The sequence below is a fragment of the Methylopila henanensis genome, assembly GCF_042681025.1.
Classification (GTDB): domain Bacteria; phylum Pseudomonadota; class Alphaproteobacteria; order Rhizobiales; family Methylopilaceae; genus Methylopila; species Methylopila henanensis.
In genome coordinates, this window is the sequence record NZ_JBHUER010000001.1 from 1 (window position 1) to 13,803 (window position 13,803).

Genomic DNA, 13,803 nt, shown 5'->3' on the forward strand with positions numbered 1-13,803 from the left:
CGCCCAGCCGGCCCCCGCGCCGCAGGCGCCGCGCGAGCAGCAGGTGGCGGCGGCGACCGCTCCCCGCGCGCCTCCGCCGGCCGCGCCTGCGCCGACCACCGCCCGTGGCGGCTTCGTGGTCCAGGTGACCTCGCAGCGCTCCGACGCCGAGGCGCGCGCGGCCTACGCCGCGCTGCAGCGTAAGTATCCGCAGGTGCTCGGCTCGTACTCGGCCTCGATCCAGACGGCGACCGTCGGCGACCGCGGCACCTACTACCGCGTCCGCGTCGGCCCCTTCGCCGACGGCGCGCAGGCCTCCAGCCTCTGCAGCAACCTGCGCGCGGCGGGCGGCGACTGCGTCGTCTCCCGCAACTGACGCCGCACCTTCCGCGCCCGCCACGGAGCCGTAACGGCTCTGCGGCGGGCGCGCCCATGTCGAGGCGCCGTTCATGACCGCGCGTGCTTTCGTCTCCGGCTGCTCCGGCCTGACGCTCACCCTGGACGAGCGCGCGTTCTTCCGCGACGCCGACCCGTGGGGGCTGATCCTGTTCGGGCGCAACATCGCCTCGCACGACCAGATCGCGGCGCTGACCGCGGATTTCCGCGAGGCGGTGGGCCGCGACGACGCCGCGGTCCTGATCGACCAGGAGGGCGGCCGGGTGCAGCGGCTGCGGCCGCCGCTCGCGCGCCCCCATCCGCCCGCCGCGCGTTACGGCGCGCTCCACGCGATCGACCCGCAAGCGGCGGTGGCGGCGGCGCGCGCCGGCGCGGAGCTGATCGCGGGCGAACTCGCGGCGCTCGGCGTCACCGTGGATTGCCTGCCCGTGCTCGACCTGCCGACCGAGGGCATGACCCAGGCGATCGGCGACCGGGCCTACGCCGACACGCCTGAGGGCGTCGCCGCTCTCGGCCGCGCGGTGATCAATGGCCTGCTCGCAGGCGGCGTCGCGCCCGTGATCAAGCATATGCCCGGACACGGCCGCGCGACCGTGGACAGCCATTACCAGCTGCCGACGGTGACCGCCGACCGCGCCACGCTGGAGGCGTCGGACTTCGAGCCGTTCCGACGGCTTGCCGACTGCCCCATCGGCATGACCGGCCATATCGTGTTCGAGGCGATCGACCCCGACCGGCCGGCGACGCTGTCGCCGGTTGTGATCGGCGAGATCGTGCGCGGCCACATCGGTTTCGACGGGCTGCTCTTGAGCGACGATCTGTCGATGAAGGCGCTGTCGGGTCCGGTCGGGGAGAGCGCCGCGCGCGCGCTCGCGGCCGGCTGCGACATCGCCTTGCATTGCAACGGCGAGATGGGCGAAATGCTTCAGGTCGCGGCGGCGGCGCCGCGGCTCGCCGGCCGTTCGGCGGCGCGCGCGTCAGACGCCCTCGCGGCGGCCTCGGGCCGTCGGGCGGGCGATCTCGTCGCGCTCGCCGAGGAGCGCGACCGCCTGCTCGAACGCGCGAGCGCCTGACGCCGCCGGAGGCCGGGCCCCATGGCCGATCCCGCCATGGACGGACGCGAGACGGACGCCTTCGAGGCCGACGAGCGCTTGGGGACCGGTGGCGACGCCTTCGTCGTCGATCTCGACGGTTTCGAAGGCCCGCTCGACCTGCTGCTCGATCTCGCGCGGCGGCAGAAGGTCGACCTCGTCCGCATCTCGATCCTCGAACTCGCCGAGCAGTATCTCGCCTTCGTGGAGCGGGCGCGCGCCGAGCGGCTCGACCTCGCCGCCGACTATCTCGTGATGGCGGCGTGGCTCGCCTACCTGAAATCGCGCCTGCTGGTTCCAAGCCCCCCGCAGGAGGAGGACGAGCCTCCCGCCGCCATGGTCGCCGCCGCGCTGGCTTTCCGGCTGCGCCGGCTCGAGGCGATGCGCGAGGCCGGACGCGCGCTGATGGCGCGGCCGCTGCTCGGGACCGACGCGCTCGCGCGCGGCGCGCCCGAGACGCTAGGCGCCACCGGAACGCAGGGCTGGACCGCGACGCTCTACGATCTTCTGTCGGCCTACGCCCGCCAGCGCGCCCGCGGCCTCAAGACCCAGGTGACGGTGGCGCGGCGGCCGACCTGGTCGCTCGCGGAGGCGCGCGCGGCGCTGGAGCGTCTGGTCGGGCGCTCGGCCGACTGGGCGCGGCTCGACGCGCTGCTGCTCGCCTTCATGACGCCGGAGATGCGCGCCTCCGTGGTGGCGTCGAGCCTCGGCGCGTCGCTGGAGCTCGCCCGCGAAGGCCGAATGGAGCTGCGCCAGGACCGCGCCTTCGGACCGCTGTTCGTGCGGTCCGCCGCCCCGCTCGCGCCGCGCAAGGCCCCGGCGTGAGCGACCGCCTCGCCCAGCCCCGCCTGCCGGTCGAAGGCCTGGACGGGCGGCCGACGCCGGACGAGGCGGCCCGCGTTCCGGCGCTGCACCTGCGCATCGTCGAGGCGGCGCTGTTCGCCTCCGCGGAGCCGCTCGACGAGGCGGCGCTCGCGCGCCTGCTCCCCGTCGGAGCGGACCTCCCGACCATCCTGCGGCTGCTGGCGCATCACTATGCGGAGCGCGGGGTCAATCTGCGCCGGGTCGGCGACGCTTGGGCGTTCCGCACCGCGCCGGACATCGCGGCGGCGCTCGCCGATCACGCGCCCCCGCCGCGCAGGCTGTCGCGCGCCGCGATCGAGACGCTCGCGATCATCGCCTACCACCAGCCGGCGACCCGCGCCGAGATCGAGGAGATCCGCGGCGTCGCCACCTCGCGCGGCACGCTGGAGACGTTGCTGGAGGCGGGCTTCATCCGCCTGCGCGGGCGCCGGCGCTCGCCGGGGCGGCCGGTCACCTTCGGCACCACGCCGGGGTTCCTCGACCATTTCGGCCTGGAGCAGGTGTCGGACCTGCCGGGGCTTGACGAGATGAAGGCGGCGGGGCTTCTCGACGCGCGCCTGCCGCCGGGGCTCGACATGCCGACGCCCTCGGACGACGGGACGCTTGCCCCCGACGAGGAGCCGCTTGGCGACGACGATCCGTTCGCGCCCGGCGAGACCGACGACGCCGGAGACCGTGACGCGTGACCGCCCTTGACGTTTCGCCGCCCGAGCATGCGCCGCGCCCCGCGTCCGTGCGGCCGATGGCGCTCGCCTTCGAAGGGGTGTCGCACTCCTATGGCCGCGGCTGGGCGGTCGAGGACGTCACCTTCTCCGTCGCTCCCGGTGCCGTGGTGGCGCTGCTCGGCGAGAGCGGCTGCGGCAAGTCCACCCTGCTGCGGATCGCGGCGGGCGTCGAGCGGCCGGTCCGCGGCGTGGTCAGCCTCGGCGGGCGCGCGGTCTCCGGCGACGGCGTGTTCCTGCCGCCGGAGAAGCGCGGCGTCGGGCTCATGTTCCAGGACTACGCGCTGTTCCCCCACATGAGCCTGCTCGCGAACGTGACCTTCGGCCTTCGCGGCCGGCCGCGGGCGGACGCGCTCTCGACGGCGCGGGCGCGCCTCGCGCAGGTCGGGCTGTCGACCTACGAACGCAAGCATCCGGGCGAACTCTCGGGAGGCGAGCAGCAGCGGGCCGCGCTCGCCCGCGCCGTCGCGCCGCAGCCCGGCCTCCTGCTGATGGACGAGCCGTTTTCCGGCCTCGACCGGCGGCTGCGCGACAGCGTGCGCGACGACACGCTCGCGGTGCTGCGCGAAACCGGCGCGACCGCGGTGATCGTGACGCACGATCCCGAGGAGGCGATGCGCATGGCGGACCGCATCGTGCTGATGCGCCGCGGGCGCGTGGCCCAGCAGGGCGCGCCCGAGGAGCTTTACCGCGCGCCGGCCTCGCTGTTCGCGGCGCGGTTCTTCTCCGAGATCAACGAGATCCCCTGCGTGGTGAAGGACGGCCGCGCGACCTCGGCGCTGGGCGACGCGCCGGCGCCGGGCGTCAAGGACGGTCCGGCGGTCCTCGCGGTCCGGCCGCATGCGCTCAAGATCGGGCCGCGCGGGGAGGGCGTCGTCGGACGGATCGTGGAGCGACGCTTCCTCGGCGAGACCGAGCAGGCGACCCTCGTCGTCGACGGTCTCGACGCTCCGCTGCGCGCGCGGCGTCCGCCCGGAGAGGCTCCGGTCCCGGGCGCTGACGTCGGCGTGACTTTGTGCGGCGCAGAAACCCTTGTGTTCGCTGCGGACGGCGCCTAGGTTCGCGATCCGAGGCGGTCGTTCGCGGCGCGCTTTGCACAAGCGCGCGCCGCCGTCGCCGTTCGAAAGGGAAGCGTCATGAGTCTCACGCACTGGTTGGTCGTCGCCGTGCTGGTCCTGCTGCTGTTCGGGCGCGGCAAGATTTCCGAGCTGATGGGCGACATGGCCAAAGGCATCAAGAGCTTCAAGAAGGGGCTCGCGGAAGACGACGACGTCGCCGAGGGCATGTCGCAGCAGCGTCCGGCCCAGCCGATCGAGCACCGCGCCGACGCGCAGGTGCGTCCGGGCGTCGGCAGCGTCGACGGCCACAAGTCCTGACGCCTCGCGCGTCCGCGGGCGCCGCCGTCCGGCGTCGTCCGGCCAGCCTCCGTTGATCGCCCCGCAGCGGGGCTGAGCCCATGTTCGATATCGCGTGGTCCGAGTTTCTGATCGTCGCCGTGGTGGCGCTCGTCGTCGTCGGCCCGCGCGACCTGCCGGGCCTGTTGCGCAACGTCGGGCGCATGGTCGCCACGGTGCGGCGCATGGCCGGCGAGTTCCAGACCCAGTTCAACGAAGCGATGCGTGAGGCCGAGCTCGACGAATTGCGTCGCGAGGTCTCCGGCATCAAGGACGCCGCGCGCAAGGCCGCCGGCGGCGATCCGTTCTCCATCGCCCGCGACGAGCTGAAGAAGGCGATCGACGGCGAGGCCAAGCCGCCTGCGGCGCTCGCGGGCGATCCGCCCGCCGCGACGCCGGCCGAGGCGGCGGAGCCGGCTCCGTCCGCGCTCGCTCCGTCCGCGCCCGACGCGGCCGCGCCGGATCAGCAGACCCCGAGCGAGCCGGCCGCTACTCCGTCGCCTCCCGCCTCCAAGCCGGAAGCCTCCAAGAAGCCGGACGCCGCCTCGTGAGCCAGGAAGACATCGACGCCACCAAGGCGCCGCTGATCGAGCATCTGATCGAGCTCAGATCGCGGCTCATCCGCTCGATCCTCGCCTTCATCGTGGCCTTCGCGATCTGCTTCTCGGTCGCGGGGCACATCTTCAACATCCTGCTCGTGCCCTACGAGCTCGCCGCCGGCTCCGCCGAGGCGATCCGGCTGCAGTACACCGCGCCGCAGGAGTATTTCATCACCCAGATCAAGCTCGCCATGTTCGGCGCGGGCTTCATCTCGTTCCCGATCGTGGCGAGCCAAGTCTACATGTTCGTCGCGCCGGGGCTCTACAAGAACGAGCGCGGCGCGTTCCTGCCCTATCTGATCGCGACGCCGATCCTGTTCCTGCTGGGCGCGGCCTTCGTCTATTTCGCAGCGATGCCGCTCGCGATGCGCTTCTTCCTGTCGATGCAGCAGGTGGGCGGCGCCGGCAAAGCCTCGATCGAGCTGATCGCGCGCACGAGCGAGTACCTCTCGCTCATCATGACGCTGATCTTCGCCTTCGGCATCTGCTTCCAGACGCCGGTCATCCTGACGCTTCTCGCCCGCGCCGGCTTCATCGACTCGAAGTGGCTCGCGGAGAAGCGGCGCTACGCCATCGTGATCGTGTTCGCGATCGCGGCCGTGCTGACGCCGCCGGACGTCATCAGCCAGGTCGCGCTTGCGGTGCCGACGATCCTTTTGTACGAGGCCTCGATCCTCGTGGTCCGGATGGTGGAGAAGAGGCGGGCCGCGGCCGAGGCGGTCGCCGACGAAACGTCCCCGTAGCTCCGCAGGTCCGGTCGGCGAAGACGTAAAGCGTCATTTCAAACGATTTCGGGCCATCGCTTCATGCACGACATTCGCCTCATCCGGGACGAGCCCGACGCCTTCGACCGTGGCCTCGCCCGGCGCGGCCTTGATCCGCAGAGCGCGCGGCTAATAGGTCTGGACAAGCGGCTCCGCGAGGTCATCGGCCGGCTGCAGGCGATCCAGGAGCGCCGGAACGCGGCGTCGAAGGAGGTCGGTCAGGCGAAGGCGCAGAAGGACGAGGCGCGCGCCGCGGCTCTGATCGCGGAGGTCGCCAGACTCAAGCAGGACGCGCCGACGGCGGAAGCTGAGCAGGCGCGGCTGGAAGATGAGCTGAAGGCGGCGCTCGCCGAAATCCCGAATATCCCGCTCGACGAGGTGCCCGACGGGCCGGACGAGACCGCGAACGTCGAGCTGCACCGCGTGGGGGCCCCGCGCGAGATCCACGATCCACGAGCGCACTACGATCTCGGCGAGGCGCTCGGCCTGATCGACTTCGAAGCGGCCTCTCGTATGTCGGGCGCGCGCTTCGCGGTGCTGAAGGGGCAGGTTGCGCGGCTTGAACGCGCGCTGACGTCGTTCATGCTCGACCTGCACACGACCGAGCACGGGTACACGGAAGTGGCTCCGCCCCTGCTGGTGCGCGATGAGGCCATGTTCGGCACCGCTCAGCTTCCAAAATTCAAGGAAGATCAGTTTTCTGCAGTCAAAGAGTTAGACCGGCTGATGCTTGAGGCCCACGGTCTGGGCCTCGATCTCACCGCTCTCACCAAACAGAAGGTATCTGAAAGCGCCCCTTATGGGGAGGTAATGACAACCTTTGGCGGCGGTCGGGAGAAGATAAAAGAGATCGTTCAGAACGAGCGGCTCTGGCTCATCCCCACCGCCGAAGTCTCGCTGACGAACCTCGTGCGCGAGCAGATTCTGGGCGAGGACGAGCTTCCGCTGCGCGTCACCGCCGGCACGCCCTGCTTCCGCGCCGAGGCGGGCGCTGCGGGCCGCGACACGCGCGGGCTGATCCGCCAGCATCAGTTCACCAAGGTGGAGCTGGTTTCCGTCACCACGCCGGAGAAGAGCCTTGAGGAGCACGAGCGTATGCTCGCCTGCGCGGAAGAGGTGCTGAAGCGGCTCGATCTGCCGTTCCGCACCGTCACGCTTTGCACGGGCGACATGGGCTTCTCGTCCCGCAAGACCTACGACATCGAGGTCTGGCTGCCGGCGCAGAAGACCTATCGCGAGATTTCGTCCTGCTCGGTCTGCGGCGACTTCCAGGCGCGGCGCATGAACGCGCGCTACCGCCCGGCCGAGGGCAAGGGCCCGCGCTTCGTCCATACGCTGAACGGTTCCGGCGTCGCGGTCGGCCGCGCGCTGGTCGCGGTGCTCGAGAACTACCAGCAGGAGGACGGCTCGATCGCCGTCCCCGCCGCGCTGCAGCCCTATATGGGCGGGCTGACGACGATCGGCCGGGCGTCGTGATGGCAGCGCCGCATTGTCCCAGCCTTGAGCCGGGACCAAGAGCCTCAAGGCTTGCGGAAGAGGGCGCGGCGACCGTTACGGCTTTGTTTGACGCGCTGGCGCGTCTGGGTCCCGGCTCGAGGCCGGGACAAGAAATCGCGGCGCGCTGCGAAGGAGGAGCGAACCCATGAGAATCCTCCTGACCAACGACGACGGCATTCATGCCGAGGGGCTCGAGGCGCTGGAGCAGATCGCTCTGGAGCTGACCGACGACGTCTGGGTGGTGGCGCCCGAGACCGACCAGTCCGGCGCGTCGCATTCGATTTCGCTGAGCGACCCCTTGCGCCTGCGCCAGATCGGCGAGAAGCGCTACGCGGTGCGCGGCACGCCGAGCGACTGCGTGATCATGGGCGTGCGCCACGTGCTCTATGACGCGCGGCCGGACCTGATCCTGTCGGGCGTCAACCGCGGCCAGAACGTCGCCGAGGACGTGACCTATTCCGGCACCATCGCCGGGGCCATCGAGGGCACGCTGCTCGGGGTGCCGTCGATCGCGCTGTCGCAGAACTACGACCGGACCCGCGACCTCGAGGATATGTACGAATCGGCCCGCGCCCATGGCGCGGACGTCGTGCGCCGCATCATCAAGGCCGGCTTCGCGGCCGACCGTCTCGTCAACGTGAACTTTCCCGGCTGCCACGCCGGCGAGGTCGAGGGCGTCGCGGTCACGAGCCAGGGCAAGCGCAATCAGGAGCTGCTCAGGGTGGAGCGGCGCGAGGACGGCCGCGGCAATCCCTATTTCTGGATCGCCTTCGGCCGCGCCCAGGTCGAGGCCGGGGAGGGCACCGACCTCGCGGCGATCCGCGACCGGCTGATCTCGGTGACGCCGCTCAAGATCGACCTGACCGACCGCGACACCTTCGACGGCCTGCGCGCCGTCTTCGCAGACGCCTGAGCGACGCCGCCATGACCGACCCGCGCGACGAGGCCGAACGCATTCGCCGCGCCGAGCTCGTGCTCAAGCTGCGTTCGCGCGGCGTCCGCGACATGCGCCTGCTGCGCGCGATCGAGACCATCCCGCGCTCGCTGTTCGTGCGGCGGGAGCATCTCGCCGTCGCCTACGCCGACCGCGCGCTGCCGATCGACTGCGGCCAGACGATCGAATCGCCGTCGCACATCGCGACCGTCACTGAGGCGCTCGGGGCGGAGGAGGGCCATGTGGTGCTGGAGGTCGGCTGCGGCGCCGGCTACCAGACCGCGCTCCTGTCGCGGCTCGCGGCCCGGGTGATCGCGCTCGACCGCTTCCGCGGTCTGCTGAAGGCCGCCGAAGCCCGGCTCCAGCGTCTCGGCGGCGCCGAAAACGTGACCTTCGTCCTCGCCGACGGCCTGCAGGGCCATGCGGCCGCCGCCCCGTTCGACCGCATCCTGATCTCGGGAGCCGTCGGCGCGCCGCCGTCCGCGCTGCTGAACCAGCTCAAGCCGGGCGGGGTGATGCTCGCAGCCGTCGGGCAGGGGCGGTCGCGCCGGCTGACGCGCTTCATGAAGGGCGCCGACGGCGCGCTCGACGAAACCATGCTCGGATTCGTCTCCGTCGCGCCGATGACCCCCGGCGTCGCCGCCGCCCTCTGACGGGTTAACCCCGCGGGCGACAACACTTGCGGCGTCTTCGTGGCTTTTTCACCCCGAAGATAACCCTCCGTTTACCTCAACGGCTCATTACTACGCTCATGACGGTCGAGTTCGTTGCGAGTGTCCAACATGCGTAAAGTCGTTCCGTGCCTTCGCGCCAAGCTGCTGGCGCGGGCCGCTCTGGTCGCTCTCGCAGCCGGCGGGACCGCCGCCTGCAGCGGGGATTCCAGCCGCTTCGGCGAAAGCCCCTTCTCCAACCCGTTCTCGTCGGCCTCGTCCTCGGAGCCGACCTACCGCGCTCCGGCCGAGCCGCGCTACACCGGCACGGTGCGCGCCGCGCCGTCGAGCCGGGTCGAGCGCGCGCCGCTCGGCTCCCTGCCGCCCGCCCAGTCCGCGCCGATGCGCGGCTTCGATGGCCAGCAGCAGAGCTACAACGAGCCGCGCTCCCGCTCCTACGATCCGTCCACCACGGGCTCGATCCCGTCGGCGAGCCGGACGGCGATCGCCCGCCCCGCGCCGTCGGTCGCGTCGGCGTCCTCCAACTGGTCGGCCGAGGGCGGCTCCACCGTCACGCTCGGCCAGGGCGACACCATCCACACCCTGTCGCAGCGCTACGGCGTACCGGCGAGCGCGATCATGCAGGCGAACGGCCTTCAGAGCGCGAGCAATGTCGGCCCCGGTTCGCAGGTCGTCATCCCGGTCTATTCGTCCGGTCGCGGCCGCGCCGTGGCGGCCGCCGAGCCCCGCATGACCGCGCCTGTCGCCCCCGCGCCGGTTTCGACGCCCGCCCGCGTCGCCTCGTCGTCCGCCGGCCGCACGCATGTGGTCGAGCCCGGTCAGACGCTTTCGGCGGTCTCGCGCCAGTACGGCGTCAGCCGGTCCGCGATCGCGGACGCCAACGGCATCTCGCCCGACACCATGGTGCGCGTCGGCCAGAGGCTTCAGATCCCCGGCGGCGGGACGGCGCAGGTCGCCCGCGTCGCCCCGGCTCCTGCGTCTGCCGCCGGCGAGCCGCGCATGCAGTTCGTGCAGGGCGCGCAGGCGAAGGGCGCCGAGGCCTCTAAGATCGAGGCTTCGAAGCCCGCGTCGCAGAAGGTCGCCGCCGCCCAGCAGGCGCTGAAGCCGAGCGTTTCGGGATCGCCCGCCCCGCAGGCTCCGGCCTTCGCCGGAGCGCCGTCCAAGGCCTCGGACGCGCCGGACCCGTCGGACAACGTGAAGACGGCCTCGGTTAAGGTCGACCCCGCTCCGGCTGCTGCCTCCTCAGGCCCGAACTTCCGCTGGCCGGTGCGCGGCCGCGTCATCTCGGGCTATGGCTCGAAGGCGAACGGCACCACGAACGACGGCATCAACCTGGCTGTGCCGGAGGGCACCGAGGTCAAGGCGTCCGACGACGGCGTCGTGGCCTACGCCGGCAGCGAGCTGAAGGGCTTCGGCAATCTCGTGCTGGTGCGCCACTCGAACGGCTGGGTCACGGCTTACGCCCACAACAGCGCGCTGAACGTGAAGCGCGGCGACACGGTGCGCCGCGGCCAGATCATCGCCAAGTCGGGCTCGACCGGCAACGTGACCACGCCGCAGCTCCACTTCGAAGTCCGCAAGGGCGCGACCGCGGTCGACCCGATGGATCACCTCGCGGGCATCTGACGCGCGAGCGCAGGATCGACGAAAAACGCCCCGGCGCCGCAAGGCGACCGGGGCGTTGCTGTTCGCGGGGCGAAACCTCGGCTCAGCCGCCGACGCGCCCTGCGAGATCCTGAACGAACTGCCAGGCCACGCGGCCGGAGCGCGAGCCGCGGGTCGTCGCCCATTCCAGCGCCTCACGGCGAAGCTGGTCGGGGGCGACGTCCAGTCCGAGATTCGCGACGTAGCCGTTCACCATGGCGAGGTATTCGTCCTGGCTGCAGCGGTGGAAGCCGAGCCAGAGGCCGAAGCGGTCCGACAATGAGACCTTCTCTTCCACGGCCTCGCCGGGATTGATCGCGGTCGAACGCTCGTTCTCGATCATCTCGCGGGCGAGCAGGTGCCGGCGGTTCGAGGTGGCGTAGAGCAGCACGTTCGCCGGCCGTCCTTCGACGCCGCCGTCGAGCACGGCCTTCAGCGACTTGTACGACGTGTCCTCCGCGTCGAACGAGAGGTCGTCGCAGAACAGCAGGAACGGGTAGGGCGCCGGGCGCAGCAGGCCCATCAGCACGGGCAGGCTCTCGATGTCCTCGCGGTGGATCTCCACGAGCTTCAGCGGCGGCTTGCCCTCCGCGACGAGGGAGGCGGCGACCGTGGCGTGGGCGGCCTTCACCAGCGAGCTCTTGCCCATGCCGCGCGCGCCCCAGAGCAGGGCGTTGTTGGCGGGGCGGCCGCGGGCGAAGCGAAAGGTGTTGTCGAGCAACTGGTCGCGGACGCGGTCGATCCCCTTCAGCAGCACCATGTCGACGCGCGACACCTCGGCGACGGGCGCGAGTCGCTTCTCCGTGGCGTTCCAGACGAAGGCCTCGGCGCTGGCGAAGTCCGGCGCTTCGGCGCGCGGCGGCGCCATGCGCTCCAGCGCGTCCGCGATGCGGGCGAGCAGCGCGTCACGGGTGTCCGTCGCTGGCATGGAGTAGAACGGATCGGACATGGAAACGCCTCGAACGCCGGGGTGCGGGAGAGGCCGGACAGCAGGCCGGCGACCGTCGTTAGCCCGCTCGGGGCGGTGCGTCCAGAACGCCGCGTGCATGTCCGGCGCCGCCGCGACGCTGGTTCGACGAAAGGCTGGGGGGCCGCTCATCTGAGCCGTGATTTGATTTCGCAAGGGTCGTGGATATAGTCCGCCGCGTTTTCGCCGGGGCGGCCGTCCCGGCTTTTCGCGTGATCGAGGCCGGGTCCTTCCCGATCGCGGCGCGACCCGCCATCGGAGCCTTAGATGTTCGTCACGTCCGCTTTCGCCCAAGGCGCCGCCCCGGCTGCCGGTGGCGCCGACTTCCTGATCCAGCTTCTGCCGTTCCTTCTGATCTTCGTGATCATGTACTTCCTGATTCTGCGGCCACAGCAGCGTCGGGTGAAGGCGCATCAGGAGATGATCAAGAACGTGCGCCGCGGCGACACGGTGGTCACCTCCGGCGGCCTGATCGCGAAGGTGACGAAGGTCGTCGACGATGGCGAGGTCCAAATCGAGATCGCCGACAACGTCCGGGCGCGACTGTCGCGCGGCATGATCGCCGAGGTGCGCGCCAAGGGCGAGCCGGTGAAGACCGACGCCGCCTGAGGCGCGAGGCGCGCGTGGACGCGCGCCCGTCAATGCGAGGCCTCGAGGGCTCATGCTGCATTTCTCTCCCTGGAAGACCGCCGCGGTGCTCGCGCTCTGCGCGCTCGGCGTCCTGTTCGCGCTGCCGAACGTGCTGCCGAAGTCCGTTCTCGATTCCTATCCGAGCTGGTTTCCGCCGCGGACGATCGTTCTCGGCCTCGACCTGCAGGGCGGCTCCCAGCTCCTGCTGGAGGTCGACGGAGAGGCGCTCGCCCGCGCCCGCGGCGTGGCGCTGCAGGAGGACGCGCGCCGCCTGATGCGCGAAGCCCGGATCGGGACCAGCGAGATCAGGCTCGACGGCAAGACGGTGTCCGTGACGCTCAGGGACCCGAACGACCTCGCCAAGGCGCAGGAACGTCTGCGCACTCTCGCGCAGCCCATCACCAATACGGTGTTCGGCGCGACCGGTGAATTGGACCTGCAGGTCGGCCAGCGCGGGTCCAACGTCGCGACCGCCACGCTGACGGATCAGGGCCTTCAGGCCCGCGTGCGCCAGGCGGTCGACCAGTCGCTGGAGGTGGTCCGCCGCCGCGTCGACCAGCTCGGCACCGTCGAGCCCTCGATCCAGCGGCAGGGCGCCGACCGCATTCTCGTGCAGGTGCCGGGCCTCGAAAACCCGCAGCGCCTCAAGGACATCCTTGGCCAGACCGCCAAGCTCGAGTTCCGGCTCGTGGACCCGAACTTCCCTGTCGGGCAGCCGCCGAGCGGCGCGATCCCCTCGGGGTCGGAGCTGCTCTACGAGGAGGGCGGCGGCCAGAACATTCCCGTCGTGGTCGAGCGACGCGTGATCGTCTCGGGCGAAGACCTGCAGGACGCGCAGCCGAGCTTCGAGCAGAACACCCGCGAGCCGGTCGTCTCGTTCCGCTTCAACAACCGCGGGGCGCAGGCCTTCGCGCAGGTGACGCGCGAGAACGTCGGCCGGCCCTTCGCCATCGTGCTCGACAACAAGGTGATCTCGGCGCCGGTGATCCGCGAGCCGATCACCGGCGGCCAGGGGCAGATCTCCGGCAGCTTCACGGTCGAGAGCGCGAACGATCTCTCCGTGCTGCTGCGCGCCGGCGCTCTGCCCGCCCCGCTGAACGTGATCGAGGAGCGCACCGTCGGCCCCGGCCTCGGCCAGGATTCGATCGACGCCGGCACCCGCGCCACCTGGTACGCCGCCGCCTTCGTCGTGGTCTTCATGTTCGCGACCTACGGCGTGTTCGGCTTCTTCGCCAACATCGCGCTCGTCATCCATGTCATCTTCATCTTCGCGCTCATGTCGCTGCTTGGCGCGACTCTGACGCTGCCCGGCATCGCCGGCATCGTGCTGACGATCGGCACGGCGGTGGATTCGAACGTCCTTATCTACGAGCGCATCCGCGAGGAGTTCCGGGCGGGCCGCAGCATGGTCTCGGCCGTAGAGGCGGGCTTCAAGCACGCCTTCGCCGTCATCATCGATTCGAATTCGACGATGGCGATCGCGGCGCTCATCCTTTTCCTGCTCGGCTCCGGCCCGGTTCGCGGGTTCGCCGTCGTGTTCCTTCTCGGCATCCTGACGACCGTCATCACCGCGGTCACGATGACCCGCATGATGATCGCCTTGTGGTATCGGCGCACCCGCCCGACCACGATGCCGTTCTGATTCAAGGCC

The 13,803-nt window shown here is 71.0% G+C and carries 15 protein-coding genes; 14 read left to right on the forward strand and 1 reads right to left on the reverse strand.

Features of this window, described 5'->3' with window-relative positions; genetic code table 11:
* The 12 genes from ACFSCV_RS00005 to ACFSCV_RS00060 form a co-directional block, all read left to right on the forward strand.
* A partial coding sequence (locus ACFSCV_RS00005; protein ID WP_378795769.1) for an SPOR domain-containing protein occupies window positions 1–355 on the forward strand: 355 nt, incomplete at its 5' end.
* A 73-nt stretch (window positions 356–428) separates the two neighbouring features.
* A complete protein-coding gene (gene nagZ, locus ACFSCV_RS00010) occupies window positions 429–1,448 on the forward strand; it encodes a beta-N-acetylhexosaminidase (protein ID WP_378795771.1) in 1,020 nt (339 codons plus the stop codon).
* 21 nt (window positions 1,449–1,469) lie between these two features.
* Window positions 1,470–2,291, forward strand: coding sequence for a segregation and condensation protein A (locus ACFSCV_RS00015; protein WP_378795773.1), 822 nt, complete (start codon window positions 1,470–1,472; stop codon window positions 2,289–2,291).
* Window positions 2,288–3,016, forward strand: coding sequence for an SMC-Scp complex subunit ScpB (scpB, locus tag ACFSCV_RS00020; RefSeq protein WP_378795775.1), 729 nt, complete (start codon window positions 2,288–2,290; stop codon window positions 3,014–3,016). Before ACFSCV_RS00015 ends, scpB begins: the two co-directional genes overlap by 4 nt.
* Window positions 3,013–4,110 (forward strand): ABC transporter ATP-binding protein, encoded by a 1,098-nt coding sequence (locus ACFSCV_RS00025; protein WP_378795777.1) that lies wholly within the window; start codon window positions 3,013–3,015, stop codon window positions 4,108–4,110. The genes scpB and ACFSCV_RS00025 overlap by 4 nt, the downstream gene beginning before the upstream one ends.
* A 78-nt stretch (window positions 4,111–4,188) precedes the next feature.
* Window positions 4,189–4,428: a twin-arginine translocase TatA/TatE family subunit gene (locus ACFSCV_RS00030; protein WP_271201137.1), complete on the forward strand. Its 240-nt coding sequence runs from the start codon at window positions 4,189–4,191 to the stop codon at window positions 4,426–4,428.
* A gap of 80 nt (window positions 4,429–4,508) precedes the next feature.
* Window positions 4,509–4,997, forward strand: coding sequence for a Sec-independent protein translocase protein TatB (gene tatB / locus ACFSCV_RS00035; RefSeq protein ID WP_378795780.1), 489 nt, complete (start codon window positions 4,509–4,511; stop codon window positions 4,995–4,997).
* Window positions 4,994–5,788, forward strand: a complete 795-nt coding sequence (tatC, locus tag ACFSCV_RS00040; RefSeq protein WP_378795781.1) for a twin-arginine translocase subunit TatC — start codon at window positions 4,994–4,996, stop codon at window positions 5,786–5,788. Before tatB ends, tatC begins: the two co-directional genes overlap by 4 nt.
* A 63-nt stretch (window positions 5,789–5,851) precedes the next feature.
* Window positions 5,852–7,285 carry a serine--tRNA ligase gene (serS, locus tag ACFSCV_RS00045; protein WP_378795783.1) on the forward strand — a complete coding sequence of 478 codons (1,434 nt, stop codon included), beginning with the start codon at window positions 5,852–5,854 and terminating at the stop codon, window positions 7,283–7,285.
* 166 nt (window positions 7,286–7,451) lie between these two features.
* The gene (gene surE / locus ACFSCV_RS00050) at window positions 7,452–8,219 is read left to right on the forward strand and encodes a 5'/3'-nucleotidase SurE (RefSeq protein WP_378795785.1); all 768 of its coding nucleotides are present in this window, start codon (window positions 7,452–7,454) and stop codon (window positions 8,217–8,219) included.
* Between the two features lie 11 nt (window positions 8,220–8,230).
* Window positions 8,231–8,893, forward strand: coding sequence for a protein-L-isoaspartate(D-aspartate) O-methyltransferase (locus ACFSCV_RS00055; RefSeq protein WP_378795787.1), 663 nt, complete (start codon window positions 8,231–8,233; stop codon window positions 8,891–8,893).
* A 129-nt stretch (window positions 8,894–9,022) separates the two neighbouring features.
* On the forward strand, window positions 9,023–10,537 hold the full coding sequence (locus ACFSCV_RS00060) for a peptidoglycan DD-metalloendopeptidase family protein (protein ID WP_378795789.1): 1,515 nt from the start codon (window positions 9,023–9,025) through the stop codon (window positions 10,535–10,537).
* Window positions 10,538–10,619: 82 nt separating this feature from the next.
* On the opposite strand, the gene ACFSCV_RS00065 is transcribed toward ACFSCV_RS00060, so the two are convergent.
* Window positions 10,620–11,504 (reverse strand): ATP-binding protein, encoded by an 885-nt coding sequence (locus ACFSCV_RS00065; protein WP_378795791.1) that lies wholly within the window; start codon window positions 11,502–11,504, stop codon window positions 10,620–10,622.
* Between the two features lie 285 nt (window positions 11,505–11,789).
* On the opposite strand from ACFSCV_RS00065, the gene yajC reads away from it, so the two are divergent.
* Both yajC and secD read left to right on the forward strand, forming a co-directional pair.
* Complete coding sequence (gene yajC, locus ACFSCV_RS00070; RefSeq protein ID WP_378795793.1) at window positions 11,790–12,131, forward strand: preprotein translocase subunit YajC; 342 nt, start codon at window positions 11,790–11,792, stop codon at window positions 12,129–12,131.
* Between the two features lie 52 nt (window positions 12,132–12,183).
* Complete coding sequence (gene secD, locus ACFSCV_RS00075; protein WP_378795795.1) at window positions 12,184–13,794, forward strand: protein translocase subunit SecD; 1,611 nt, start codon at window positions 12,184–12,186, stop codon at window positions 13,792–13,794.
* The last annotated feature ends 9 nt before the right edge of the window (window positions 13,795–13,803 follow it).

Excerpts from the sequence above, each read along its gene's own strand:
- nagZ (WP_378795771.1), top strand. The coding sequence starts at position 429 with ATGACCGCGCGTGCTTTCGTCTCCGGCTGCTCCGGCCTGACGCTCACC.
- ACFSCV_RS00015 (WP_378795773.1), top strand. The coding sequence starts at position 1,470 with ATGGCCGATCCCGCCATGGACGGACGCGAGACGGACGCCTTCGAGGCC.
- ACFSCV_RS00030 (WP_271201137.1), top strand. The coding sequence starts at position 4,189 with ATGAGTCTCACGCACTGGTTGGTCGTCGCCGTGCTGGTCCTGCTGCTG.
- tatB (WP_378795780.1), top strand. The coding sequence starts at position 4,509 with ATGTTCGATATCGCGTGGTCCGAGTTTCTGATCGTCGCCGTGGTGGCG.
- serS (WP_378795783.1), top strand. The coding sequence starts at position 5,852 with ATGCACGACATTCGCCTCATCCGGGACGAGCCCGACGCCTTCGACCGT.
- surE (WP_378795785.1), top strand. The coding sequence starts at position 7,452 with ATGAGAATCCTCCTGACCAACGACGACGGCATTCATGCCGAGGGGCTC.
- ACFSCV_RS00055 (WP_378795787.1), top strand. The coding sequence starts at position 8,231 with ATGACCGACCCGCGCGACGAGGCCGAACGCATTCGCCGCGCCGAGCTC.
- ACFSCV_RS00060 (WP_378795789.1), top strand. The coding sequence starts at position 9,023 with ATGCGTAAAGTCGTTCCGTGCCTTCGCGCCAAGCTGCTGGCGCGGGCC.
- ACFSCV_RS00065 (WP_378795791.1), bottom strand. The coding sequence starts at position 11,504 with ATGTCCGATCCGTTCTACTCCATGCCAGCGACGGACACCCGTGACGCG.
- yajC (WP_378795793.1), top strand. The coding sequence starts at position 11,790 with ATGTTCGTCACGTCCGCTTTCGCCCAAGGCGCCGCCCCGGCTGCCGGT.
- secD (WP_378795795.1), top strand. The coding sequence starts at position 12,184 with ATGCTGCATTTCTCTCCCTGGAAGACCGCCGCGGTGCTCGCGCTCTGC.